This is a genomic window from Paenibacillus sp. NPDC057934, from assembly GCF_042887565.1.
In the GTDB taxonomy this organism is placed as follows: Bacteria; Bacillota; Bacilli; order Paenibacillales; family Paenibacillaceae; genus Paenibacillus_AQ.
Window position 1 is genome coordinate 362,189 of record NZ_JBHVPB010000001.1, and the last position, 22,353, is coordinate 384,541.

A 22,353-nucleotide genomic window follows, 5' to 3' on the forward strand; every position below is an offset into this window, starting at 1 on the left:
ATTAGAAGAAGGGTGTTACTTAATGACAACTAGTAGAACGAATCCTAAGGTTGATGAATTTTTAGATAAAGCTAAAAAGTGGAAAGAAGAATATGAGAAGTTGAGAAATATCATCCTTGACTGCGGGTTGACCGAAGAATATAAGTGGATGCATCCTTGCTACACGCATGAGAATAAAAACATAGTTTTAATCCATGGATTTAAAGACTATTGTGCACTGCTATTTCATAAAGGTGCCTTGTTAAAGGATGCGCATGGCATTCTAATCCAACAAACGGAGAATGTACAGGCGGCACGCCAGATTCGGTTCACCAATATTCAAGAAATAGTTGATATAGAAACCATTATAAAAGCCTATATTATTGAAGCCGTCGAAGTTGAAAAGTCCGGTTTGGAAGTGGAATTAAAAAAGAACACAGAATACACCATTCCAGAAGAATTGCAGAATAAATTCGCTGAAATGCCTGCCTTGAAAGATGCCTTTGAAGCATTGACGCCTGGACGGCAAAGAGCATACATTCTTCATTTCTCTGAAGCTAAACAATCCAAGACTCGAACGGCTAGGGTTGAAAAACATATGCAGCACATTCTTAATGGTAAGGGATTAAATGATTAGTATCGTCCGCCTATAAAAATGCTATATTCTGATTTTAACTAAACCAATGACTCCGGTTTATAGGGTTTATTACAACCTGAATTGTCTTTAGAAGTTATCCAATTAGAAGTTCTTATCCACGTTGCCTTTGGCCTGCTTCGGCCAGAGCGTGTAGCTGAAGCTGATAGCAAAATCGATGATCAGCACTATTGCCCAGAATCGGATTGTGTCTGACAGACTCCCGGTTCGGGCTGGATCACCCACGAAGAGAATCATGAGGTATAGCGCTGCGCAGCCAATTAAGAAGGCGAACAGGTGCTTAAACCAGCCTTTGCGTTCATTGCGGGCATGCACGGCTCCGTGTTTCGGTTTTGCTATAGGCTTCGGCCCGCCGGCAAAGCGGTAGGCGAATCGGCTATCCGCCCAGGCGATCATTGCATGTCCGAAGGCGATGGAAGTCCCGATATATACGGCGGCGAGACTATGTGCGAAGGTGGCAGTGGAGCCGGACCGCAGGTCGAGAATCGTAGCCAGGATTAAAGCCAGATCCACGATGGGAGTACAAATCAGGAGCGCTCCACCTATTTTACTCTTCTTCAATACATACCGAAAGACTAAACCAGCCAGCACAAATACCCAAAAGGCGATCTCGCAGCCGATGATAAAAGCAGTGATCATGCCTCAACCCTCCTTTTATAATACGATTGTACTAAATTATGAGTTGAGTTTACCATGTTTCTATTATTTAATACAACTGTGTTATAATCGGGTCATGCCTAAAATAGTGAATCATGATGAACGTCGGAGGCTGCTTGCAGAAGCTGCCTGGCGTATTATACGCCGGGAGGGCTTGGAAGCCGTGTCTGTGCGGAATGTTGCTAAAGAATCTGGAATGTCGCTGGGATCATTGCGGCATTATTTTGTCACCCAGGACGAGCTACTGGCCTTTTCCATGAGACTGGTGTCGGAGCGGGCAGGAGAACGTATTCGGAGTATGACATTTTCAGATGATCCCCGGTGTAACGCAGAGATGTTAATTGGTGAACTGCTACCGCTGGATGAGGAGCGGCGTGTGGAAGCAGAAGTCTGGCTTGCTTTTGTAGGCGGGTCTGTAGCGGCATCTGCGCGGGAACTGAAACTGAAGGTACACAACGAGTTATATGAGTGTTTTCGGGGACTGATTCATTATCTCTGCGAACGTAATTTGCTGAAGAAGGGAGTAGACTTGGAACTGGAGAGCAAACGACTCCATGCCATGGTAGATGGTTTAGTAGTCCACCATATTCTTCATCCGGAAGAATTGACCCCGGAGGAGATGACCCGGCTGGTTGCCTATCATTTGGACAGTCTAATGGTCTAAGAAAAAGCTGCCATGATTTCATGACAGCTTTTTGTGTTGCTATATATCAGTGCATTAACCCCGGGTAGGTACAAAAGATTTGATCCAATTTCCAAAGCTGCTGGGATTTCTGCTCTGTACGAAAATCACACCTTCCCCGCGGAAGTGGCAGACGAAGGCCTCCCCACTGGTGATGCTGTTCAGCCAGCCGGATGCGGCTTTTTCAATTTTGTAATCCATATAATCCGGCCAGGCCACGAGGTGTCCGTTGTCTATGATTATTTCTTCTCCAGGTCCCAGATGGATGGGATGAATGGCGCCGAAGGAAGAGAGGAAGACGGTGCCCCTGCCGCTGATTTCAACAATAAAAAAGCCTTCACCGGAAAAGAGACCGCGGGTCAGATTTTGCATCTTGGTGCTGACCTGGATACCTTGCGTTCCAGCAAGGAATCCGTCCTTTTGCACGAGCAATCGGTACGAGCCATCCAATTCAAAAGCTTGCACATTTCCGATTGACCTCGGCGAGAGCAGCACTTCACTGTGTCCCCGTGTAGCTGTCAGCTCTTGAAAGAAGAACTTTTCTCCGCTCAGCATTCGCCCTAGCCCTTTCATAAGTCCGCCGTCCACGGTCCCCCGCAGCTCCACGTTTGGTGACATCGCTACCATCGCACCCATCTCAGCCTTGACACTTTCACCCGGGTCCAGATCCACCTTCATGCACAACCTCGTATTTCATCTTTGTTCCTCCGATTCTATGGATTAATTGCTGCCTGCCATTTGTTCTAAGTAATATAACCCCATGATTTATAACAAGAATACCGTAAGACAAGTCTATTTTTTGAAATAGTAATTCTCTCCTCATAGTGGTATAAAAGCATATTCTAAATACTATAATATACTAAGCCGTAGACACCAGAAAGCTTGTCCCTTCGTTTGAAAAATGGCTATTGCGGTTATATGAAAGATACAATACGCCATACAGAAGAGGTGCAGCTATGAATACAAAGAACTTCAAGAAGTTTGCCATAAGCAAGCGCAGTTCAAAACATATTGTGGCGCTTACGTTGATAGTGTCTATCCTGTTTGTGTCCCTGTTCGGTCAAGTAGCTTTTGCCCAACCGGCTCAGGGTAGCACATCTGTTAAAAGTCAGGAAAAAACCGCTTCGCGTGAGCGAACACCTTTGATTAAAAAGACTGTACATGCCGTCTATGAAGGGCAGGCAGACGGTCATACGGTTGAAGTTTCGGTATACGGTGAACCGATAGCCTTGCAGTTCAAGCAAGGTCTACAGCCGAAGATCAGTTCGCTGGAGACAGGAGATGCTGTAGTCATCACTTACACCGTGCAGAAATTCGTGAATGATCCGGTAGTTCTGCTGTGCAACCTGCTGTCCATCCGGAAACTTGAGCCAGGTGAGGTTAAGTATACAACTTTTTAAACTATTTATTACCATGTCTGCAATCCGCTAGCCTGCTGTGTATTCCCTAACAGTGTGTTAAACTTAAGGAGTACCGGAAATCACATGATTATATTGAACAGGAGAGTGGCGCAGCATGGCACGCACAAAAACAAAAAAAGCATTATTGAAAGCAGAGCGCGCGGGAATCTGGAGCAATGTCAACCAACGCAGAACCAATGAAGACTACAGCGCAATTTCACAGCACGAACGGGTGACCCCGACCAAACGTCAGCAATTGAACAAAATAAAACATAAGGAGCGGATCTTCCATGATGGCGCTCCTTTTTTGTTGGGCAATTTTGGGGATGTTAGATTTTTAAGTTCACACTGTATAGACGTCGCAGCCTAAATCTGAGATCTGCTGTGAGCCCGGTACTCTTTCGGCGACATGCCGAATCGGCTCCGGAAAATCCGGTGAAAATAAGTATAGTTGGCAAAACCACAGGTCTCCGCCACATGCTCCAGTGGCATCGGACTGAACGTAATGCGCTCCCGCGCCATTTCCAGTCTGACGTCGTTCAGGTATTTGACAATACTCGTCCCGAAGGCTTCCTTGAACAGGTGGACGGCCCGTGAGACAGAGATATCGACATGACTGGCTACATCTTCTAGTTTGAACGGCAAGGCGGCATGCTCTTCTACATATTGCTTCATACGGTACGCCAGAAACCCCTTGGGGCTAACGGCTGGTTGCTCGGTCGTCAGCCTGTCAATTTCCATACATACGATTTGCAGATAGCAAGATGAGATTTCCGGTGAAAAGTCCGATTGGCGGCGTTGCTCCAGCACGAGCTGGCGGAATAACCCCAGGAAGTTGTCGCTCAGCGGCACACTGACCTTATCCGGACGTTTTCTGCTGTACCACCATTCCTCAATCCAACTCCCTCCGCAATAAATGTGATAATCCCCACTTTCGATACGCGGTTTGCCCGGAGAAAATTCCTCTTCGTCGATGATGAGATTGTAGGGAGCGGTAGGCGTGAACAGCATAATATCGCCCGGCTCCACCGGAGAGATTATTCCGTCGATCAGAGCACGGCACCGGCCTTCGCTCTGGAGACGAATAAGGTAATACTGGATCCCCTGGCTTAACGACATACGGAACGGTTTGCGGTGAAAAGAAAAACCCGCGGATAGTACGTGACAGTCAGCTGCTTGTATCATTAGTCCTCCAATGTTTTTTAAATGATAACCAAATTGTTCATGTTCAAATCATATTATTCATTTTATTATAAACGCTCTCATATTACCATGTAGCTAGGTTCAAGAGAAAGAAATTGAACACAGAAGGCTGAATTAGGGCGCTGTAGCCTGAAAAAGGACATTTCGTATTTTTAGTTCAAAAATATGGTAATAATGTCCTCATTTTATACATGACCCTATTGTTCATGTCGTTAATTCGGATACTCTCCATAATTTGGTATCCTGAATGAAGATTGCAGCAGAAGTTAACCCTAACCCAATTGGAGTGATTAGACTATGTTGAAGATTGGTCTTCAGCTGTATACGCTGAGAGAAGAACTGGAGCAGGATTTCGAAGGTACCGTCCGTAAAGTGGCAGCCCTGGGCTACCGTGGCGTGGAATTCTACAATTACTTTGGACGTACGGCTGAACAAGTGAAGCAACTGCTGGATGAGACCGGACTGGTTGCATTAGGGGCACATCGCCCATACGATGCCATGATTAAGGATGCAAAACAGGAAGTAGCTTTCAATCTGCATATCGGTAATCCGAACCTCATTGTTCCGTACCTTAATGAAGAAGACCGGAAGTGGGAAGATGTTGCGGCCAACCTGCGGGTGATCGGTGAACAATGCAAAGAACACGGCGCTGTTCTTTCATATCATAACCATGATTTTGAATTTACCGAGCAAGTGGAAGGTCGTACGGCTTGGGACTATCTGTTCGATGAAGTTCCGGCTGATCTGCTTCAAGCTGAACTTGATACTTGTTGGGTGCATTTTGCCGGCTACGATCCGGTAGAGTACATCAACAAATATGCAGGTCGACTGCCAATCATCCATCTTAAGGATGTGAAGAAACGCGAAGATGGTTCACCGGAAACGGTTGTACTGGGCGAAGGCGAAGTGAACTTGACTGCGATCTTGAAAGCAGCTGAGCAAGCGGGTGTGGAATGGGCCGTTGTAGAACAGGATTACTGTAGCCGTCCAGCGTTTGAAAGTGTAACAGACAGTTTGAACTGGGTAAAAGCATACGCAAATCAAGGGGGAAATATAAATGTCTAACAAGTTGAAAATTGCAATTATCGGGTGCGGAGGCATCTCGAACGGTAAACATATGCCAAGCTTGTCACGTCAGGCTGACGCTGAAATGGTAGCTTTTTGCGATATTATTGAAGAACGCGCTCAGGAGGCTGCTACGAAGTACGGTGCCGAAGGCGCTGCTGTATATACCGATTTCCGTGAAATGTTGAAGGACGGAGGGTTCGATGTTGTTCATGTTTGTACACCAAATGATAGCCACTCCGAAATTACGGTAGCTGCCCTGGAAGCTGGCAACCACGTTATGTGTGAAAAGCCTATGGCGAAGACTACTGCGCAGGCGCAAGAAATGCTGGATGCAGCCAAACGTACAGGCAAGAAGCTGTCTATCGCTTACCAGAACCGTTACCGCTCTGATAGCGAGTATCTGAAGGCGATGTGTGAGAACGGTGAACTGGGCGATATTTATTTCGCCAAAGCGATTGCGCTGCGCCGTCGTGCAGTTCCTACCTGGGGTGTATTCCTTGATGAAGAGAAGCAAGGCGGCGGACCTCTTATTGATATCGGTACTCATGCCCTTGACCTTACGTTGTGGATGATGGATAACTACAAACCACGTAGTGTTGTTGGCTCTACCTTCCACAAGCTGGGTGACCGCAAGGATGCCGGTAATGCTTTTGGTCAGTGGGACCCAGAAGAATTCAAGGTTGAAGACTCTGCCTTCGGATTCATTACGATGGAGAATGGTGCTACCATTGTGCTAGAATCCAGCTGGGCACTAAACGTTGCTGAGTACGGAGAAGCTAAAACTTTGCTGGCAGGAACAGAAGCTGGTGCGGATATGACGAATGGTCTGCGCATTAACGGCGACCGTGGCGGACGTCTGTATGAGACTAAAGTAGACTTGTCTTCTGGAGGCGTAGCTTTCTATAGCGGCGGCCAAGAGGATGCATCCGACCGTGAAGCGCGTCTATGGCTGGAAGCAATCAGAGAAGATAAAGAGCCAGTTGTGAAGCCGGAGCAGGCATTTGTAGTTACGCAAATTCTGGAAGCTGTTTATGAGTCGGCCCGTACGGGTCGTGCGGTATATTTTGACGGAACATCCGATAATTAATACAATCAAAAGTAACACTACTTCAATTAAAAGCAGGTGTGGAAACGATGAGCGCAAACAAACATTCTCTGGTTATTGTTGGCTTCGGAGGCATGGGCAGTTATCATAGTAAATTGATCAAAAATAACAGCCGTCTGGAAGTTACAGGAACTTTTGATCTTCTGGAAGATCGCCGCAAAGCCTCCGTTGAAGCAGGCTATACCTCTTATGCAAGCTTTGATCAGGTGCTAGCCGATCCGTCGGTTGAGGTAATCCTGATTGCTACGCCTAACGATGTGCACAAAGACATAGCTATCTCAGCATTGCGGGCAGGTAAACATGTCATCTGCGAGAAGCCGGTGGCGATGAATAGTCAGGAATTTGAAGAAATGATCGCTGTCTCCAAGGAAACCGGCCGTGTGTTGATGGTGAATCAGAACAGACGCTGGGATGAAGACTTCCTGGTGATCAAAGAAATGCATGCCAAGGGCACAATCGGAGAACTATTCCAGGTCGAATCCCGTGTTCATGGAGCCAATGGTATCCCGGGCGACTGGCGTCATCTGGAAGCTCACGGCGGCGGAATGCTGCTGGACTGGGGCGTACATTTGCTGGACCAATTGCTCTATCTCATCGATAGTAAAATCAGTAGTGTGTCTAGCCGCTTGAGCTTTATCCTCGGCGACGAGGTGGATGATGGCTTCGAAGCGTACCTGCAATTCGAGAACGGCGTAATTGCAACGGTAGAAGTGGGAACGACGAACTTCATCCAACTGCCAAGATGGTATGTTAAAGGGATTGAAGGGACGGCCATCATCGAGGATTGGTCATTAGCTGGAAGAGTTGTGACCAGAAACCATGATTCAGTTAAGGTTGAACCGAAGCCAATTCAGGCAGGCGTAGGCTTAACTAAGACTATGGCGCCTCCTTCTGAGGGTGCGACCATAACCGAAGCATTGCCGTCACCGTACACGATGTCTTCTGGCTTCTACGACAACTTTGCAGATGTTATTGAAGGAATTGCAGAGCCTATTGTCAAAAATACGGAAGCAATGCGTGTGTTGAAGCTGATTGAAGCGATTTTTGAATCCAGCCGGACTAAGCAAGCGGTAACGGATTTTGATACGTATGAATCTTTGGTACTAAACTAAAATTTTCTCATATTTAGAGAGGTGGCATATCATGAAACTTGGCGTATTTATGGTTCTCTTCGGCGGACGCAAGCTGGAAGATGCATTGGATTATGTAGCATCCAAAGGATTAAAAGCCGTGGAAATTGGCACTGGGGGCAACCCGGGTAATAGCCACTGCGATCCGGCACTGCTGCTTGAGAATGAGACAGCATTAAAAGAATTTAAGCACGCAGTGGAGTCACGCGGACTGACGATCAGCGCTCTGAGCTGTCACGGCAACCCGCTGCATCCACAAAAAGAACTGGCCCGCAAGGATCACGAGGACTTCGTGAACTCTGTGAAGTTGGCTCAAAAGCTGGGCGTTCCAGTAGTCAACACGTTCTCCGGCTGTCCTGGCGACCATGAAGATGCGAAATATCCGAACTGGCCGGTGGCCCCATGGCCGAATGACTACCAAGAGATCTTGACCTGGCAGTGGGAGAATAAGGTGATCCCTTACTGGAAAGAAACGGGCGCTTTTGCCGCTCAGCATGATGTGAAGATCGGTCTGGAGCTGCATGGCGGTTTCTCCGTACATACTCCGGCTACACTGCTTCGTCTTAGAGAAGCGGCAGGCGAAGTCATCGGAGCGAACCTTGATCCAAGCCATATGTGGTGGCAAGGCATCGATCCTGTACAAGCGATTCACATTCTTGGACGCCAAGGCGCGATTCATCACTTCCACGCTAAGGATACCGTCATTGATCCGGTGAACGTGAACATGCACGGACTGACGGACATGCAGCCTTACACCAATATGCTTGATCGTGCTTGGCAGTTCCGTTCCGTTGGTTTCGGTCATGACGTGAAGACCTGGGCGGACATCATCAGCGCGCTGCGTCTGGTAGGCTATGATTATGTAGTGAGTATTGAACACGAAGACGGTCTGATGTCGGTAGAAGAAGGCTTCTCTAAAGCCGTTGACAACCTTCGTCAAGTTCTGATCGAGGAACCATTGGCCGATATGTGGTGGGTGTAATCATCAATAGCTGTAGAATATAAAACATAGCAAATTTCCCTCCAAGAAGCCGCCAGTTGCTGGCGGTTTTCTGCTGTGGCGAAGGCATTTTTCAATAGATGCTTGCAGCATGATAGATAATAAGGGTGGTTATTTCATGGAGAGCGTAATCAAGCCAAAATTAAACGATGTGCAGTTGGATCTTCTCGTCAAGTCAGCATTTGGCGCGGCGACAGCCATCAACCGGGTAACAGAGCTGACCGCAGGCATGTTCAACACAGGGTATGATCTGGAATTAAACGACGGCAGATCCGTTATTCTGAAGGTTGCACCGTCGGCGGAAGCGGAGACGTTAAGCTGTGAAAAAGATATTATGCGCACCGAAGTTGAAGCGCTTCGGCTGATCCGCGTCACTGGACTTGTGCCAGTGCCGGAGGTGTTCAGCTATGATCTGAGTCTGAAGCTTATCCCGTATCCTTATTTTTTTATGGAGAAGATCGAGGGACAACCATACAACGAAATCAAGGAAGGTCTCTCTCCACAGGAGAGGGAAGCGATAGAGACACAGATTGGGCGATATAACAGGTGCATTAACGAGGTCAAGGGGGAACACTTTGGCTATTTTCATCAGGTGAGGAGCGGCCAGACAAGCACATGGCGTGCAACTTTTGGCGTCATGATAGACAATCTGCTGCAAGATGGCGAGCGACTAGGCGTAGGGCTGCCGGTTGCTTATGCGGAGATTAGGGAGAAAATAAATACACAGCTTCCAGCTCTCGATGAAGTCACTCAGCCCAGACTGGTGCACTGGGATCTGTGGAACGGCAATGTCTTCGTAAAAGACGGGATAATTACAGCGATTATCGACTGGGAGCGGGCACTGTGGGGTGATGAACTGATTGAATACTACTGTAGACGTCACGAGAATTCTCCCGCTTTTTATCAAGGGTATGGGATGACAATAGATAGTCCAAACCAACGTGCGCGCAATAAGCTCTATGATCTCTACTTTGATCTCATTATGGTCATCGAATGCTATTCACGGAAATATGAGGATCAAGGCCATGTGAAATGGACGCAAGATAATTTCGTTCAGGGTTGGACAATATTTTGCGGTAAAGAAGAGACGGGTTCAGTGGTCTAGATCTTATAGTATTACATGGTGACCCTAGATAAGCCGAATCCCCTTGAAGTGAGGATTTCGGCCTGTTTGATGTATTTTTAAAGATAGATTGTGCAAATGGTTAGCGAATATTGGGAACACTGACAATGGGATTGGATTCAGCTTCATAATCTATGCCCTTTGTCTCGAAACCGAACAGCTGGAAAAATTCACGCCGGTACCCTTGAAGGTCAGATAGCTCGTAGATATTCTCTGTACTGATCTCGTCCCATAGCTGGGCTATTGTCTCCTGTACCGCAGGGAGCATCTCCAGATCGTCCAAGCGAATACGGCCTTCTGTATCCACGGGTGTGCCTTCTGGGGCATACAGACGATCTGAGAGCAGCCGATAGGCCTGCTGAATGCAACCTTCGTGAAGCCCTTGCTCTTTCATGACCTTATAAAGTAAGGAAATGTACAGCGGGACGACAGGAAGAGCGGAGCTAGACTGCGTGACCAATCCCTTTGTGACGGCTACATAGGCTTTTCCGCCACGTGGTGTGAGCTGGGCATTCATTTCTTTGGCAGTTGCCTCGAGGTGATCCTTGGCTCTCCCGATGGAACCATCGCGATAGATGGCACGGGTTAGCTCAGGCCCGATGTAAGAAAAGGCTACAGTCGCGGCATCGTCAGCGAGTACACCGGCTTCGTCAAGGGCAGTGATCCACAGCTTCCAATCGTCACCGCCCATTACCGTTACTGTAGCGTCCAATTCTTCTTCGGCTGCGGGGTCAAGGGTCACGAGGCCGACTTCTCCGGTATGAAAATTGACAGTCTTGTTGGTATATGCATGGCCAACAGGTTTTAGTACAGACGTATGTGTAATGCCAGTGGCGGGATCAGTTCGCCGCGAAGTGGCTACACTGTAGACAACGAGATCGACCTGTCCCAGCTCGCTGCGGATCAGTTCAATGGTTCTAGCCTTTGTCTCGTCGGTAAACGCATCTCCAGTGATGCTGTAGGATTGAAGGCCGGCGTCAGCCGCAAGCTGTTCAAAAGCAGCGGAATTGTACCAGCCAGCCGAAGCCGTACGGGTGTCGCTCGCCGTGCTGGGGCGGTAGACGCCAATGGTGGCTGCTTGCGATCCGAAGGCTGCAGCAATACGCGAAGCAAGCCCGTATCCGGCTGAGGCTCCAATCACAAGGACCTTTTTCGGGCCGTTGATCGGCGGCTGTGAGGTGATATACTCCACTTGCTCCGCCACCTGAGCAGCGCAGCCTTCGGGATGGGCTGTTGTGCAAATAAAGCCGCGCGTTCTCGGTTTGATCATCATTATGACGTTACCTCATTTCGTTGGTTGAATTGGGGAATAGCTATTGACATAGCTCGTTCTTATCTTAACAAGGACTTCTTCAAAGGAGAAGCTGAAATAAAAATTGAACACCTGTTAATTTCAGAAAACGCTTGACGTAGGGCTATAAAACTAGATAAAATTATACTTATTGCTCATCGTGGAATGAGATTTTTTATCATAATTTTCGGGAAATTGAGAGGGTGACGTGATAAGATGGAGCGCCTATTAGAGGTAAAAGACTTAGCGATTTCATTCAACACACGTGGTGGAGAAGTACAAGCCATCCGGGGTGTTAGCTTCCATGTAGATAAAGGCGAGACACTTGCGATTGTCGGTGAATCCGGTTCTGGCAAGAGTGTAACCTCACAAGCCGTAATGAAGCTCGTACCTGAACCACAGGGTACTTATAAGCGCGGACAGATCCTGTTCGATGGACAGGAATTAATCAGCAAGTCTCAGAAGCAAATGCAGAAGATTCGTGGTAAGGAGATCGGCATGATCTTCCAGGACCCGATGACCTCGCTCAACCCGATGATGAAGGTTGGTAAGCAGATTACAGAAGTGCTGTTCAAGCACGAGAAGATCACCAAGGAAGCCGCAATTAAACGTGGTATTGAACTGCTCTCGCTTGTGGGAATTCCTTCCCCGGAGAAACGGTTCCAGCAGTACCCACATGAATTCAGTGGCGGGATGCGTCAGCGTGTCGTTATTGCGATGGCACTGGCAGCTAACCCTAAATTGTTGATTGCGGACGAGCCAACGACTGCACTCGACGTAACGATCCAGGCACAAATTCTGGATTTGATGAAGGATCTGCAGAAGAAGATTGGTACTGCGATTATCTTTATCACCCATGATCTCGGGGTCGTTGCCAGAATGGCCGACCGGGTTGCCGTGATGTATGCTGGACAGATTGTTGAGACAGGTACTGCGGAAGAGATTTTCTATGATCCGAGACATCCGTACACTTGGGGTCTGTTGGCTTCGATGCCAAGTCTGGAGAGCAAAGGCTCTCTGCTAACCGCGATTCCGGGAACACCTCCCGATCTGATCAAACCGCCTAAGGGCGATGCGTTTGCCCTGCGCAGTACGTATGCTATGCAGATTGACATGGAGAAAGAGCCACCACTTTACAAAGTATCAGATACGCATTTCGTGAAGTCCTGGCTGCTGCACCCGATGGCGCCTGCTGTAGAACCGCCTGATGTGGTGAAGAATAGACAACGCGTTCTGAAGAACACGTATGAGCAGCCTGTCTTGGTTGAAGGCGTAGTTCTGTAACATATAGCTGTACAAGTTAACTTTAATAGCAATGCTTAAGTCCTGCAAGGGGCTTATATAGTAATCGGGTCGCTGTAGCGGCCCGGTTTTTGTATTTTTAGGAGAAAGTTAGCTGTAGTCCTCGAGTTCTCAATAGCGGCAGCCTCTGATACACTTAAATTATAATATTTTACCAAAAGAAATCATTCCAGGTGAGGTGATTCTTTGAAAATTGATCACTTGGTCGTGAATGAATCTCTGGATTGGGCAGGAATACTTCGAGTTCGTCAGAATTAAGGCTAAAGACGGTGGGGGATGGGTTCAGAAATGGACGGGACCTTTCGAAAAAGTGCGCAAATTGGGCAATTCAGGACAGCCGTGCTACAATGGCTTGTGAAGGAGAGTGGTACCATGTCTATTCAAATCAATGTTCAGAACACACCTAATCCCAATTCGGTTAAAATCAACACCAACCAAACTATCTTTGAAGGACCCTCGAGCACATCCTTAAAAAGGGGAGACGCGACAGAGCACCCGTTGGCACAAGCGCTGCTGGCGATTGAAGGTATTGATAATATCTTCGGCATTCGTGACTTCGTGACGGTCAGCAAACTCCCGGATGCGGAGTGGGATCAAATTTTGCCACAAGTGGAGCAAGCCTTTACTACGGTATACGAGTAGGACAACAACCACAAAACCCCTCAGTTATCGCAAGTGTGCGATTCTGAGGGGTTTTTAGATATGATACCCAAGGATTCATCTGGTCAGTTTAGTCCTCGTATTTACGAACCACGATGACTGCATTATGACCGCCAAATCCGAAGGAGTTCGAGATTCCGAGGTTCAGATCCGCCTTGCGCGCTGTATTTGGTACATAGTCCAGATCGCAGACTTCATCAGGTGTTTCCTGGTTGATGGTAGGAGGGATGATACCATCCTGAAGGCTTTTGATCAGGGCGATGGCTTCCAGGCCACCAGCGGCACCTAGGGCATGTCCAGTCATGGATTTATTCGCCGTGATCGGGATGCGATAAGCGGCTTCGCCGAACAGTTTCTTGATCGCCATAGTCTCGGAGCGGTCGCCGACAAGGGTGCTGGTGGCATGTGCGCTAATCACGTCCACATCCTCCGGCTGAATCCCTGCTTCGGCAAGGGCCAGCTTCATAGCCTGATAGGCACCAATGCCTTCGGGATGGGTGGCGACCATATGATAGGCATCCGAGCTGGCGCCATAACCAATAACCTCACCGTAGATGACGGCGTTTCTACGCAGGGCGTGTGAGAGAGATTCGAGGATGACGATCGCTCCGCCTTCACCGATGACAAAGCCATCCCTGCTGCCGTCAAAGGGGCGGCTGGCCTTGGCTGGTTCGTCATTGCGCGTGGATAGCGAAGTGGCATTACCGAAGCTGGCCAGCGCGATTTCTGTAATAGCAGCCTCGGAGCCTCCAGAAATTACGACATCGGCGCCCCCGTAACGGATCAGGCGGAACGCCTCCCCGATCGCAGTATTGCCGATGGAGCATGCTGTAACCGGGGATAATGTAGGTCCCTGTGCACCGAGCTTGATGCTGATTGTTGCTGCCGCCATATTGGAGATCAGCATGGGGATCAGGGTCGGGCTGACCTTCTGCGGGCCGCGTGTTTTCAATACAGCTTCCTGCTCCATCAGGGTCTGGATGCCTCCGACCCCAGAGCCTACGTACACGCCCAGTCGTTCGCGGTCAATCTGGTCAAGCTCAAGCCCGGAATGTTTCCAGGCATCCTCAGCGGCGGCCAGTGCAAACTGAGTGAATCGATCCATTCGCCGGGCTTCCTTGCGGCCAAACCTGGCCTCTGCATCGAAGTCATGTACCACCCCCGCAATTTTGCTCTTAAAGGCCGATGTATCAAAAGAAGTAATCTGCGTGATGCCAGATTGCCCCTGAACCAAACCATTCCAGAATTCCTCCACCGAATTTCCTAGCGGCGAGATTAATCCCATGCCTGTTATAACTACGCGTTCCATAATGCAACCTCCCAAATAAAGTGTAGGTTTATTTTTTCATTTTCAATATCCTATTACAAGTTGTAGTTTATCCTAGTATAATCAGTGATATAATAAATTCAGTGTTAAGGAGGGGATTAACAGTATGTCCAATCAGACGAGACTTCAGGCGTTGTCCGATTTTCTTAAAGCGCGCCGGGCGGCCATTTCGCCGTCTTCCGTGGGACTACCTGAGGGATCAAGGCGGCGTACGCCGGGCCTGCGGAGAGAAGAGGTCGCCCAACTGGCAGGCGTCAGTAGTACCTGGTATACCTGGCTGGAGCAGGGGCGGGATATTAAGGTCTCTTCGTCCGTACTGGACTGTATAGCGGCAGCACTACAGATGACCAAGGATGAACGAAAGTATTTGTTCGCGCTGGCTTTGGAGACGGGAACCGGAAGCCCTGTGCTTCCGCAGGAGGAGCCATCAGCCATCAGCCCATCCTTGCAGAAGATTCTGCAGGAGCTGAAGTATTGCCCGACGATTATTTCGGATCGGCGCTGCGGGATTGTCGGCTGGAATGAGGCAGCAGCGCATGTATTTCTCAATTTTTCCAAGCTGCCTGCTGAAGAAAGGAACATGATTAGGCTGTTATTTGTCCGCAAGGAATTTCAGCGTCTCGCAGTGAATTGGGAGCAGTTCGTGAGTGGCTACTTGTCCATCTTCCGTGCCTACTACGGACAGTATGTGGAGGATCAATGGTACGATGATTTTATCGCGGAAATGAAAGACACACATCCTGATTTTAACGAGCTTTGGGAGCAGAGTCGTGTCAGTACGGCCCCGGATGTGGTGCTTGAATTCAGGCATGCCAAGGCCGGGAAAATGCTCTTTCATCTCACCTCACTTCAGGTACACGGCACTACGGATCTACGGTGTAGCATCTATACGCCGGCAGGAGATTCTAATACAGAAGCAAAGCTGAAGCAATTGTTAGAGCAGCAAGAGTTAGGTCCTCATATTTAAAAGCATCACCAACCAAAGTGCGGTCAGTGATGCCAAGGAGGGGGAATTCAATGGGTGAGTATGGGCGGATACTCGGTAAAGCGTTAGAAATCGGAGGTGGCGATTTCAATTGTGCCGAATACGGCTCCGGCAGCTGTACTTAACAGTCCGGCAACGAGTAGTCTATTCACGGAAAGTGTGAGACTGTTGAAAGCAGGAATTGTGTAAGTGACTACCGGTGCATTAACACGGGTAAGAACAAGCTCTACAGGAAAAGCAGAATTGTTCTGTACAGTAACAGCAGCATTGATGCCTCCAGCCAGATTCTCGTAATAGGATTTGCCGACGACAGGTTGCAGAGAAAAGGATTGTTGCGGTAATAGGATAGCTATTATAATGACCTCCTTTGCGCTTTGATAGAATATGATATGCTGGAAATCTATCAATGCTCTCTTATATGACTTAGGAGGTAAGCACATTTTAATAGGGCTAATATAAAGTGATTCGACTTAGCTACGCAACATTTTCACCACGGAGAGGTCGCTTTCCGTACACCCGGTATAGCAGGAATCCGACGGTCATACCCAGGAAGGACATGATGGAAATGGTCAAGTATAGCGTCTGGCCGCCAAAGGTATTGTACATTGCTCCACCTGCATAAGAGGCGAGAATACCAGAGACACCGAAGAACAGCAGGGCAAGGACGGTCTGACCTGTAGCCCGCCACTCCACTGGGACAATTCGGTACAGATACTGAATCGCGGCAGAGTAGAAAACCGGGAATGTCAGGATCTGCAGAATTTGCAGGTAGGCCAGCCAGTGAGGATCGGTAATCCACGCTGAGAGGAGAAAGCGAACACAATAAAAAGCAGCCGAGATGGTGATAATGATCAGTTCCTTCCCCTTGCGCAGCCACCAGAAACTGAGGGCGAACACGGCAATTTCACTGGAGGCCGCCAAGAACCATGCTTGTCCAACCAGTTCCGGGCTACCTCCTAGTTCTTTGATGTAGACACCGAGGAAGATATCGTTCATTCGGGCGGGAACGGAGCAGATAAAGATCAGCACCAGGAATAATAAGGTCTCTTTGTTGCTCAGGAATTGCTTGAGACTGCTGAGTGTGACAGGCTTGCTGGCGACTGGTGCATCAGGCATAATCCAACTTATAGCAAAGCTGATTACACCAATGGCTGCAAACAGCCAGGCGATGCTGTGCGCCCCCCAATAAGACATCACATAACCAGTCACCAGAGCGGTCACTCCATACCCTAGCGCACCATATGTACGGATGGAGCCGTAACTGACCCCGGAAGCCTCGGCGATGCTGAAATTCAGGCTTTCAGTCAGCGGATCAATCGGCATGAGGAAAAAATATAACAACATGGCGAACAGGACGAGCAAGATGTAGCTGGTAGAATCATATAGCAGATATCCGATAACGCTGGAGAACAGCAGCAGAAGCAACAGTACCTTGCGGACCGTTTTTGTTTTATCGCTGATCATCCCCCACAACGGTTGAGCGATAAGCGTGACGAAGCCCCCGGTTCCGACTATAAATCCGATTTGGGCCGGGTTCAGACCCTGCTCGCCCAGATAAACGGGAAGAAAGGGAATAAACATCGCTAGTAGTGCAAAATACAAAAAATTAAAGCCTCTTAAAAGTCTTGGTGCGTTCATAGAAATTCTGATCCCTCACGTATTCCATAGATTATATTGACTCGTCCTTATATTGTATCATGATTTTCCAGTAGGCTATGAATAAAACGAAAATAATGAATCTATATAAACCGAACAAAAAAAGAAACTAAAAGGGAGAAGGAACGAAGGGGGAAGTTTGGAACTGTAGGAGCGAAGCGACCGCCTGAAAGCTTTCCGCAGGAAAGCTCGTATCGGAAGCATAGACTGTCTCCAGATTTCACCGCAACCAACGGAAAAATTGAAAGAAATCTGGAGACAACAGCGGCCGGAAGTCCAAACATTCCACCGTAGTGACGACCGAGTCTTAAGTTCGGCTTATATAAGTTAGAATCAGTGGTTGACCCAAAACAACAGAGATGGAGAAAATGAGATTATGAAGCTAGTATCATGGAATGTGAACGGCCTGCGGGCCTGCGTAACCAAAGGTTTTAATGACTTCTTTAAAGAGATGGATGCCGATATTTTCTGTGTTCAGGAGACCAAGCTGCAGGCAGGGCAAATCTCGCTGGAACAGCATGAAGAATATCACCAATACTGGAATTATGCGCAGAAGAAGGGCTATTCGGGGACGGCGGTATTCAGCAAAGTCGAGCCGCTTAGCGTGCGATATGGATTGGAGAGCGATGAAGAAGCGGAAGGACGGATACTTACCTTGGAATACGGGGGTTTTTATCTGGTGAACGTATATACTCCGAACGCCAAGCGTGATCTCGCTAGGCTGGATTACCGGTTAGAGTGGGAGGATCGCTTCCGCAGTTATTTGCAAGGACTGGATGCCATCAAGCCGGTCATCGTATGCGGTGATCTTAATGTCGCCCACGAGGATATCGATCTTAAGAATGCCAAGTCTAATCGAGGTAATTCCGGTTTCACAGATGAGGAACGAGGCAAGATGACAGAGCTTCTAAACGCTGGCTTTATAGACACGTTTAGAACCTTTAATCCTGAGCTAGAGGAGGCTTACACCTGGTGGTCCTATATGCCAAAAGTGAGAGAACGGAATGTCGGCTGGCGTATCGACTACTTCCTGGCTTCGTCCAGATTGGCTCCGCAGCTAGTGTCCGCAGGCATTGAATCTCATGTACTGGGCAGTGATCATTGCCCGATCACACTGGTTGTTGAAGAGTTATAAGAAAAGGGCGTTCCAGCAGCCATGTACAATGGTGCGGAGCGCCCTGTGTGTAATTTGAAGAGTGGAGGTTGGAGAACTATATTCTTCCGATTATGGCGTCACGATTAACTGTATCAGGAACCACGTTAACTTTTTCCTTCAGCGCAATGGTTTGTCCATCCACTTTTACTTCCACTGTGATGAGGATAGCCGTTTCAATAAACCGGATACTGTATTCAAACGTATCTGCGTCTGTCCAGGTGAAGGAGCTAACTACTTTAAGATCAGTTTCTTCTATGAGATTGCTTCTTCCTGCTTGCCAAGAACTCCGTCCGGCACTAATGATGTATGAATTTTCCTTGTGGATCATTGTAATCACGGCTTCATTCCCGTTGAAGGTTACAGAAAATGATTGCCAGCCATGCGGGTCCTCCAATCTATAAATTTGCCCGTTCATCATTTCCTCATTTTCCGAAAAATCCAGACCATGGGGTGGAGAAATGGCAAGCTTTCTTAATTGGACAGCAACCCGTTCTGCTTCGGCCTCATTTGAAGCTAACGGCTCAGGTTCCATCGCTGGGAGCAGATGATCCCAGATCGTGTTAAGAACCATCTGCATATCGCCTTGTGCGCCTGTAATGGCGATCACGGCTTGTTGCTCCGGCATAACCAGGCAAAACTGGCCAAAGAAGCCGTCACCACGGTAAGCTTGATGGCGACACTGCCAGAATTGATAGCCATAACCTTGGTTCCAGTCGCTATCTGGGTTATCCCCATTGTCAATTTGCTTCGTGGTTGCCGCTTGTATCCATTCTTCGTCCAGAAGGCGTTCTCCGTTCCATACTCCTTGCTGCAGGTATAGGAGTCCCAGCTTAGCGATATCTTCTGTAATCACACTGAGGCCAAACGCACCTGCACTGATTCCACGTGGACAAGTGTCCCAAACCGGATTAACAATGCCAAGCGGGTCGAACAGTCTGGGTTTCAGATAGTCAAGTAGATTCTGTCCGCTCACCTTCTGGATAATGGCAGATAACATATAGGTAGCTCCGTTATTATAAAGAAAATGAGTGCCGGGTTCTTTCTCCAGAGGGGCTCCGAAAAAAGCTTTGACCCAGTTACCATCTGGTTGTTGGCTCATGCTCTCCGTAGTGTCTTGTGTATGTCCGGAAGCCATCATCAGTAAGTGCTTGACTGCTAGCCGTTCCAAATAAGGAGTGATCTCCTCCGGCAGATCTTCTGGAAAGAATGAAATGACAAGATCATCTACCGTCAGAAGCTTTTCTTTTACAGTAAAACCTACAGCGGTTGAGGTGAAGCTCTTACTGACTGAATACAGCGCATGTGGAAGATCAGCACTGTAGGGGTTCCACCAGCCCTCGGCGGCAACCTTGCCGTGCCGGAGCAACATAAAGCTATGTAGTTCCACTCCACTGCTGTTTATAGTGGCAAGAAAACGTTCAATCGCCCTAGAGTCTATGCCAAGTGCTTCAGGATGGCTTCTTGGCAGGCTTACATTTATGCTAGATGTCATTCTATTCTCTCCTCTGCTCTGATTATGTTGCTTCATCTATTGTAATCAATTTCCATTGCTATGAACAATCCCTAATTCACAGAAACTGGGGGTACATCCTCTGTTTGGGACCCCATCTTCTCCGGCCAGGAAATGGCATGAATGGTTCCACTGATGCTCTCATAGAACAGCATGGAGTCTTTCTTGAAGACCTTGATTATGAGATGAACAAAGAATAGAAGGTCGATCAGCAGGAACAATCCTTGTAACCGTAGATACCATGCAGAAGATAAGAGATCTACTACCTTCGGTTCAAGGAGCAGCACTTGCAGACCAAAGAATACGCAATAAAGTACCCCGTACCGCTTTAGTAGCCCCCAGAGGGAGATTTTTGCTCCATTTAATCCTTGCAGATGAATTCGTACAACCCATTTGCCAACGGTTCGCCCGTTAGTCAGCCACGGTAGCAGGATATAGTAGACGCCTGTTGCAATCCAATAGGCACCTGGTACGTAAAGGAAGCGAAGTGTCAGGTAGAAAAGGAAGACTACGCAACTGTCCATCATAAACGCGATACTGCGCCGTAGGAAAGTTACCCTTTTGTCTACAAGATTGGCCTCCGCATCGAGCTGTTCAATCTTTGGAAGCAATCCGGATATCCAAGAAGCTACCCAGAAGCCGAGAATTCCGCCGAACGTGTTCGCCATGAGATCATCCACATCAAAGACACGGTAAGGATGGTCGTAGAACCCATAGATTCCTGTAATCTGTGTGACTTCGAAGAAGAGAGATAAGCTAAAGGACAGCATGAGACAGACCACCCAGCGGGTACGGAAATAATAATTCAGGAACATGCCAAAAGGCACCGTTAGAAGAACATTGAACAGGATCTGAAGAAAGGCCGGTTCACTCAGTACGGACCAGTAGGACTTCGGAGCATCCGTAGATCCCGCACGGAAACTTTGCATGATATCCTGAATAAACTGGAAGGGAATACTCTGGATCGAGTTGCCGGTTGGTGGCAGATTATGCCGGGAAGCCGGAAGAGGGAGAAGGACCAGATAGAAGGCGTTCATCAAGTAGAGCAGAAGCAGATACAGCATTAACGCCCTAACTTTATGGATATAGCCATGTCTGCGATATTGGACGATCATAAAAGGCAGCGTGAAGAACAGTGCTGCAAGCGGAAACGTCATAAAAGCATAAGAAATAGGAAACAAATACGATTGAAACATGATACACCTACCGTTTGATTATTTTGCATACTTATTTAATCGACTCTTCCGGCATAGATATGTCATAGAGGAGCGTGATGCAATGGAGAAGAAGGTACAGCAGTACTATAAGCTCAAGCAGAAGCAGAAAGAGATTGAGAAGGAACTGGCGGGACTCCGTGAAGAGATTATCGCTTATTGTAGCAACCAGGATTCTAGTGATGCCGAGCTTGGAAGTTATAAGGTCAAGCTTGTTGTGCAGAACCGCAAGGAATACGATGATGCCAGACTCTATGAGACGCTGTCTGACCCCGAGGTGTGGCGTTTGCTGTCCAGAGCAGACCCGGCCAAAGTGGCAAGTCTTGTGAAGCTGAACGTGATCTCAGATGAGCGTATCCATCATACCTATACGTTAAAGACAGTAACTTTGCTTCAAGTGGATAAAAAATAGCTTCAAAAGGTCGCAGACTGCTGCGGCCTTTTTTCATATACTTTTCTCATATTTTTCCCACAGAAATGCCGTAACCGCCTGCTAAGATGAAGATACTTTAAAGAAAGAGGTGTTCAAGATGAACAAATGGACAAAAAAAGTAATCTCGGTTATGGCAGTAGTGAGTGTACTGGGTGGAGCGACTAGCGCGTTTGCAGCCGCAGGACCGGTTAAACCGGCTACCCCAATTGTAAAAACTGTAACAACGCCTGCAACGACTACCACCAAGCCAGTCTCAAGCGTTAAAGTCACTCCGCCCCAAACGACTGCTGTCAAACCAGAAACAACCAAGACTGCTACTGCACCAAAAACCACTACACCTGAGAAGTCTACACCAGCAACAACACCTGTCAAAGCTACACCCGCCAAAACTACGACAACTAAAGCAACGCCAGCAAAAGCAACGCCTGTAAAAGCAACACCAACTAAAGCGGCTCCAGCAAAAACTACAACTGCTAAAGCAACGCCTGCAAAAGCTAAAACAGCTAAAGCAAAATCTAAAACTACCGCAAAATCTAAAACTACCAAAACTGCTGTCAAGAAAACTGTTGCCAAAAAACCAGTGGCTAAGAAACCAGTAGTGAAAAAAACGGTGGCCAAAAAACCAATAGTGAAAAAACCAGTGGCGAAAGCTCCGGTAAAAAGCACGCCTAAAAAGGAAACTGCCGCGAATCCAGTAATTGTTCAACCTAAAAAGAAATAAGATTAGCAACTAGGTCGCAGTTATAAAATAAATAATAGAACAGTATTATGCAATAGACGGGACCGTAAAGGGATACCCGTCTATTGTCATTTATGA

25 protein-coding genes are annotated in these 22,353 nt (G+C 47.9%); 16 read left to right on the forward strand and 9 right to left on the reverse strand.

The genetic code is table 11. The annotated features are described in order from the left end of the window. Positions 1-22: 22 nt before the first annotated feature. Positions 23-616 (forward strand): YdeI/OmpD-associated family protein, encoded by a 594-nt coding sequence (locus ACFVRY_RS01715; RefSeq protein WP_387497721.1) that lies wholly within the window; start codon positions 23-25, stop codon positions 614-616. Positions 617-718: 102 nt separating this feature from the next. On the opposite strand, the gene ACFVRY_RS01720 is transcribed toward ACFVRY_RS01715, so the two are convergent. Beyond that, positions 719-1,273, reverse strand: coding sequence for a hypothetical protein (locus ACFVRY_RS01720; RefSeq protein WP_387496458.1), 555 nt, complete (start codon positions 1,271-1,273; stop codon positions 719-721). A gap of 94 nt (positions 1,274-1,367) precedes the next feature. Between ACFVRY_RS01720 and ACFVRY_RS01725 the strand changes: the two genes are divergently transcribed. Beyond that, on the forward strand, positions 1,368-1,955 hold the full coding sequence (locus ACFVRY_RS01725; protein ID WP_387496461.1) for a TetR/AcrR family transcriptional regulator: 588 nt from the start codon (positions 1,368-1,370) through the stop codon (positions 1,953-1,955). 54 nt (positions 1,956-2,009) lie between these two features. On the opposite strand, the gene ACFVRY_RS01730 is transcribed toward ACFVRY_RS01725, so the two are convergent. Next, the gene (locus tag ACFVRY_RS01730) at positions 2,010-2,651 is read right to left on the reverse strand and encodes a TIGR00266 family protein (protein WP_387496464.1); all 642 of its coding nucleotides are present in this window, start codon (positions 2,649-2,651) and stop codon (positions 2,010-2,012) included. A 278-nt stretch (positions 2,652-2,929) separates the two neighbouring features. Between ACFVRY_RS01730 and ACFVRY_RS01735 the strand changes: the two genes are divergently transcribed. Both ACFVRY_RS01735 and ACFVRY_RS01740 read left to right on the forward strand, forming a co-directional pair. Next, complete coding sequence (locus tag ACFVRY_RS01735) at positions 2,930-3,373, forward strand: hypothetical protein (protein WP_387496467.1); 444 nt, start codon at positions 2,930-2,932, stop codon at positions 3,371-3,373. A gap of 115 nt (positions 3,374-3,488) precedes the next feature. Further along, complete coding sequence (locus ACFVRY_RS01740; protein WP_387496470.1) at positions 3,489-3,743, forward strand: hypothetical protein; 255 nt, start codon at positions 3,489-3,491, stop codon at positions 3,741-3,743. Here ACFVRY_RS01740 and ACFVRY_RS01745 read toward each other — a convergent pair. Then, a complete protein-coding gene (locus ACFVRY_RS01745; protein WP_387496473.1) occupies positions 3,740-4,558 on the reverse strand; it encodes a helix-turn-helix domain-containing protein in 819 nt (272 codons plus the stop codon). The genes ACFVRY_RS01740 and ACFVRY_RS01745 overlap by 4 nt on opposite strands. Before the next feature lie 315 nt (positions 4,559-4,873). Between ACFVRY_RS01745 and ACFVRY_RS01750 the strand changes: the two genes are divergently transcribed. The 5 genes from ACFVRY_RS01750 to ACFVRY_RS01770 all read left to right on the forward strand — a co-directional run bounded on the left by ACFVRY_RS01750 (position 4,874) and on the right by ACFVRY_RS01770 (position 9,984). Next, entirely contained in the window at positions 4,874-5,641 is a 768-nt protein-coding gene (locus ACFVRY_RS01750; RefSeq protein WP_387496476.1) for a sugar phosphate isomerase/epimerase family protein, read from the forward strand. Continuing rightward, positions 5,634-6,731, forward strand: a complete 1,098-nt coding sequence (locus ACFVRY_RS01755; protein ID WP_387496479.1) for a Gfo/Idh/MocA family protein — start codon at positions 5,634-5,636, stop codon at positions 6,729-6,731. Before ACFVRY_RS01750 ends, ACFVRY_RS01755 begins: the two co-directional genes overlap by 8 nt. 47 nt (positions 6,732-6,778) lie before the next feature. Beyond that, positions 6,779-7,861 carry a Gfo/Idh/MocA family protein gene (locus ACFVRY_RS01760; RefSeq protein ID WP_387496482.1) on the forward strand — a complete coding sequence of 361 codons (1,083 nt, stop codon included), beginning with the start codon at positions 6,779-6,781 and terminating at the stop codon, positions 7,859-7,861. Positions 7,862-7,892: 31 nt separating this feature from the next. Continuing rightward, a complete protein-coding gene (locus tag ACFVRY_RS01765) occupies positions 7,893-8,861 on the forward strand; it encodes a sugar phosphate isomerase/epimerase family protein (RefSeq protein WP_387496485.1) in 969 nt (322 codons plus the stop codon). 109 nt (positions 8,862-8,970) lie between these two features. Beyond that, on the forward strand, positions 8,971-9,984 hold the full coding sequence (locus ACFVRY_RS01770; protein ID WP_387496488.1) for a phosphotransferase family protein: 1,014 nt from the start codon (positions 8,971-8,973) through the stop codon (positions 9,982-9,984). Positions 9,985-10,084: 100 nt separating this feature from the next. Here ACFVRY_RS01770 and fabV read toward each other — a convergent pair whose 3' ends face one another. After that, positions 10,085-11,275, reverse strand: a complete 1,191-nt coding sequence (fabV, locus tag ACFVRY_RS01775) for an enoyl-ACP reductase FabV (protein ID WP_387496491.1) — start codon at positions 11,273-11,275, stop codon at positions 10,085-10,087. Positions 11,276-11,509: 234 nt separating this feature from the next. Between fabV and ACFVRY_RS01780 the strand changes: the two genes are divergently transcribed. From ACFVRY_RS01780 to ACFVRY_RS01790, 3 genes are all read left to right on the forward strand, one after another. After that, positions 11,510-12,577, forward strand: coding sequence for an ABC transporter ATP-binding protein (locus ACFVRY_RS01780; protein WP_387496495.1), 1,068 nt, complete (start codon positions 11,510-11,512; stop codon positions 12,575-12,577). Between the two features lie 229 nt (positions 12,578-12,806). After that, on the forward strand, positions 12,807-12,953 hold the full coding sequence (locus ACFVRY_RS01785) for a hypothetical protein (protein WP_387496498.1): 147 nt from the start codon (positions 12,807-12,809) through the stop codon (positions 12,951-12,953). A gap of 14 nt (positions 12,954-12,967) precedes the next feature. Beyond that, positions 12,968-13,237 (forward strand): NifU N-terminal domain-containing protein, encoded by a 270-nt coding sequence (locus ACFVRY_RS01790; RefSeq protein ID WP_387496501.1) that lies wholly within the window; start codon positions 12,968-12,970, stop codon positions 13,235-13,237. Between the two features lie 88 nt (positions 13,238-13,325). Here the strand turns inward: ACFVRY_RS01790 and fabF are convergent, their stop codons facing one another. Next, positions 13,326-14,564 (reverse strand): beta-ketoacyl-ACP synthase II, encoded by a 1,239-nt coding sequence (gene fabF, locus ACFVRY_RS01795; RefSeq protein WP_387496504.1) that lies wholly within the window; start codon positions 14,562-14,564, stop codon positions 13,326-13,328. 124 nt (positions 14,565-14,688) lie between these two features. Here fabF and ACFVRY_RS01800 point away from each other — a divergent pair, with 124 nt between their 5' ends. Further along, complete coding sequence (locus tag ACFVRY_RS01800) at positions 14,689-15,549, forward strand: helix-turn-helix transcriptional regulator (protein WP_387496507.1); 861 nt, start codon at positions 14,689-14,691, stop codon at positions 15,547-15,549. Positions 15,550-15,632: 83 nt separating this feature from the next. Here the strand turns inward: ACFVRY_RS01800 and ACFVRY_RS01805 are convergent, their stop codons facing one another. Then, positions 15,633-15,974 (reverse strand): hypothetical protein, encoded by a 342-nt coding sequence (locus tag ACFVRY_RS01805; protein WP_387496510.1) that lies wholly within the window; start codon positions 15,972-15,974, stop codon positions 15,633-15,635. A 67-nt stretch (positions 15,975-16,041) separates the two neighbouring features. Beyond that, on the reverse strand, positions 16,042-17,205 hold the full coding sequence (locus ACFVRY_RS01810) for an MFS transporter (RefSeq protein WP_387496512.1): 1,164 nt from the start codon (positions 17,203-17,205) through the stop codon (positions 16,042-16,044). A gap of 394 nt (positions 17,206-17,599) precedes the next feature. Between ACFVRY_RS01810 and ACFVRY_RS01815 the strand changes: the two genes are divergently transcribed. After that, positions 17,600-18,358: an exodeoxyribonuclease III gene (locus tag ACFVRY_RS01815; RefSeq protein ID WP_387496515.1), complete on the forward strand. Its 759-nt coding sequence runs from the start codon at positions 17,600-17,602 to the stop codon at positions 18,356-18,358. Between the two features lie 76 nt (positions 18,359-18,434). Here the strand turns inward: ACFVRY_RS01815 and ACFVRY_RS01820 are convergent, their stop codons facing one another. Continuing rightward, complete coding sequence (locus tag ACFVRY_RS01820) at positions 18,435-19,871, reverse strand: serine hydrolase domain-containing protein (RefSeq protein ID WP_387496518.1); 1,437 nt, start codon at positions 19,869-19,871, stop codon at positions 18,435-18,437. A 71-nt stretch (positions 19,872-19,942) separates the two neighbouring features. Continuing rightward, complete coding sequence (locus ACFVRY_RS01825; protein ID WP_387496521.1) at positions 19,943-21,085, reverse strand: VanZ family protein; 1,143 nt, start codon at positions 21,083-21,085, stop codon at positions 19,943-19,945. A gap of 82 nt (positions 21,086-21,167) precedes the next feature. Here ACFVRY_RS01825 and ACFVRY_RS01830 point away from each other — a divergent pair, with 82 nt between their 5' ends. Together ACFVRY_RS01830 and ACFVRY_RS01835 are read left to right on the forward strand one after the other, a co-directional pair. Further along, a complete protein-coding gene (locus ACFVRY_RS01830) occupies positions 21,168-21,515 on the forward strand; it encodes a hypothetical protein (protein WP_387496524.1) in 348 nt (115 codons plus the stop codon). Between the two features lie 118 nt (positions 21,516-21,633). Beyond that, positions 21,634-22,257: a hypothetical protein gene (locus ACFVRY_RS01835; protein ID WP_387496527.1), complete on the forward strand. Its 624-nt coding sequence runs from the start codon at positions 21,634-21,636 to the stop codon at positions 22,255-22,257. The last annotated feature ends 96 nt before the right edge of the window (positions 22,258-22,353 follow it).

Coding starts and splice junctions, on each gene's coding strand:
- ACFVRY_RS01715 (WP_387497721.1), top strand. CDS start 23: ATGACAACTAGTAGAACGAATCCTAAGGTTGATGAATTTTTAGATAAA.
- ACFVRY_RS01720 (WP_387496458.1), bottom strand. CDS start 1,273: ATGATCACTGCTTTTATCATCGGCTGCGAGATCGCCTTTTGGGTATTT.
- ACFVRY_RS01725 (WP_387496461.1), top strand. CDS start 1,368: ATGCCTAAAATAGTGAATCATGATGAACGTCGGAGGCTGCTTGCAGAA.
- ACFVRY_RS01730 (WP_387496464.1), bottom strand. CDS start 2,651: ATGAAGGTGGATCTGGACCCGGGTGAAAGTGTCAAGGCTGAGATGGGT.
- ACFVRY_RS01735 (WP_387496467.1), top strand. CDS start 2,930: ATGAATACAAAGAACTTCAAGAAGTTTGCCATAAGCAAGCGCAGTTCA.
- ACFVRY_RS01740 (WP_387496470.1), top strand. CDS start 3,489: ATGGCACGCACAAAAACAAAAAAAGCATTATTGAAAGCAGAGCGCGCG.
- ACFVRY_RS01745 (WP_387496473.1), bottom strand. CDS start 4,558: ATGATACAAGCAGCTGACTGTCACGTACTATCCGCGGGTTTTTCTTTT.
- ACFVRY_RS01750 (WP_387496476.1), top strand. CDS start 4,874: ATGTTGAAGATTGGTCTTCAGCTGTATACGCTGAGAGAAGAACTGGAG.
- ACFVRY_RS01755 (WP_387496479.1), top strand. CDS start 5,634: ATGTCTAACAAGTTGAAAATTGCAATTATCGGGTGCGGAGGCATCTCG.
- ACFVRY_RS01760 (WP_387496482.1), top strand. CDS start 6,779: ATGAGCGCAAACAAACATTCTCTGGTTATTGTTGGCTTCGGAGGCATG.
- ACFVRY_RS01765 (WP_387496485.1), top strand. CDS start 7,893: ATGAAACTTGGCGTATTTATGGTTCTCTTCGGCGGACGCAAGCTGGAA.
- ACFVRY_RS01770 (WP_387496488.1), top strand. CDS start 8,971: ATGATAGATAATAAGGGTGGTTATTTCATGGAGAGCGTAATCAAGCCA.
- fabV (WP_387496491.1), bottom strand. CDS start 11,275: ATGATGATCAAACCGAGAACGCGCGGCTTTATTTGCACAACAGCCCAT.
- ACFVRY_RS01780 (WP_387496495.1), top strand. CDS start 11,510: ATGGAGCGCCTATTAGAGGTAAAAGACTTAGCGATTTCATTCAACACA.
- ACFVRY_RS01785 (WP_387496498.1), top strand. CDS start 12,807: ATGAATCTCTGGATTGGGCAGGAATACTTCGAGTTCGTCAGAATTAAG.
- ACFVRY_RS01790 (WP_387496501.1), top strand. CDS start 12,968: ATGTCTATTCAAATCAATGTTCAGAACACACCTAATCCCAATTCGGTT.
- fabF (WP_387496504.1), bottom strand. CDS start 14,564: ATGGAACGCGTAGTTATAACAGGCATGGGATTAATCTCGCCGCTAGGA.
- ACFVRY_RS01800 (WP_387496507.1), top strand. CDS start 14,689: ATGTCCAATCAGACGAGACTTCAGGCGTTGTCCGATTTTCTTAAAGCG.
- ACFVRY_RS01810 (WP_387496512.1), bottom strand. CDS start 17,205: ATGAACGCACCAAGACTTTTAAGAGGCTTTAATTTTTTGTATTTTGCA.
- ACFVRY_RS01815 (WP_387496515.1), top strand. CDS start 17,600: ATGAAGCTAGTATCATGGAATGTGAACGGCCTGCGGGCCTGCGTAACC.
- ACFVRY_RS01820 (WP_387496518.1), bottom strand. CDS start 19,871: ATGACATCTAGCATAAATGTAAGCCTGCCAAGAAGCCATCCTGAAGCA.
- ACFVRY_RS01825 (WP_387496521.1), bottom strand. CDS start 21,085: ATGTTTCAATCGTATTTGTTTCCTATTTCTTATGCTTTTATGACGTTT.
- ACFVRY_RS01830 (WP_387496524.1), top strand. CDS start 21,168: ATGGAGAAGAAGGTACAGCAGTACTATAAGCTCAAGCAGAAGCAGAAA.
- ACFVRY_RS01835 (WP_387496527.1), top strand. CDS start 21,634: ATGAACAAATGGACAAAAAAAGTAATCTCGGTTATGGCAGTAGTGAGT.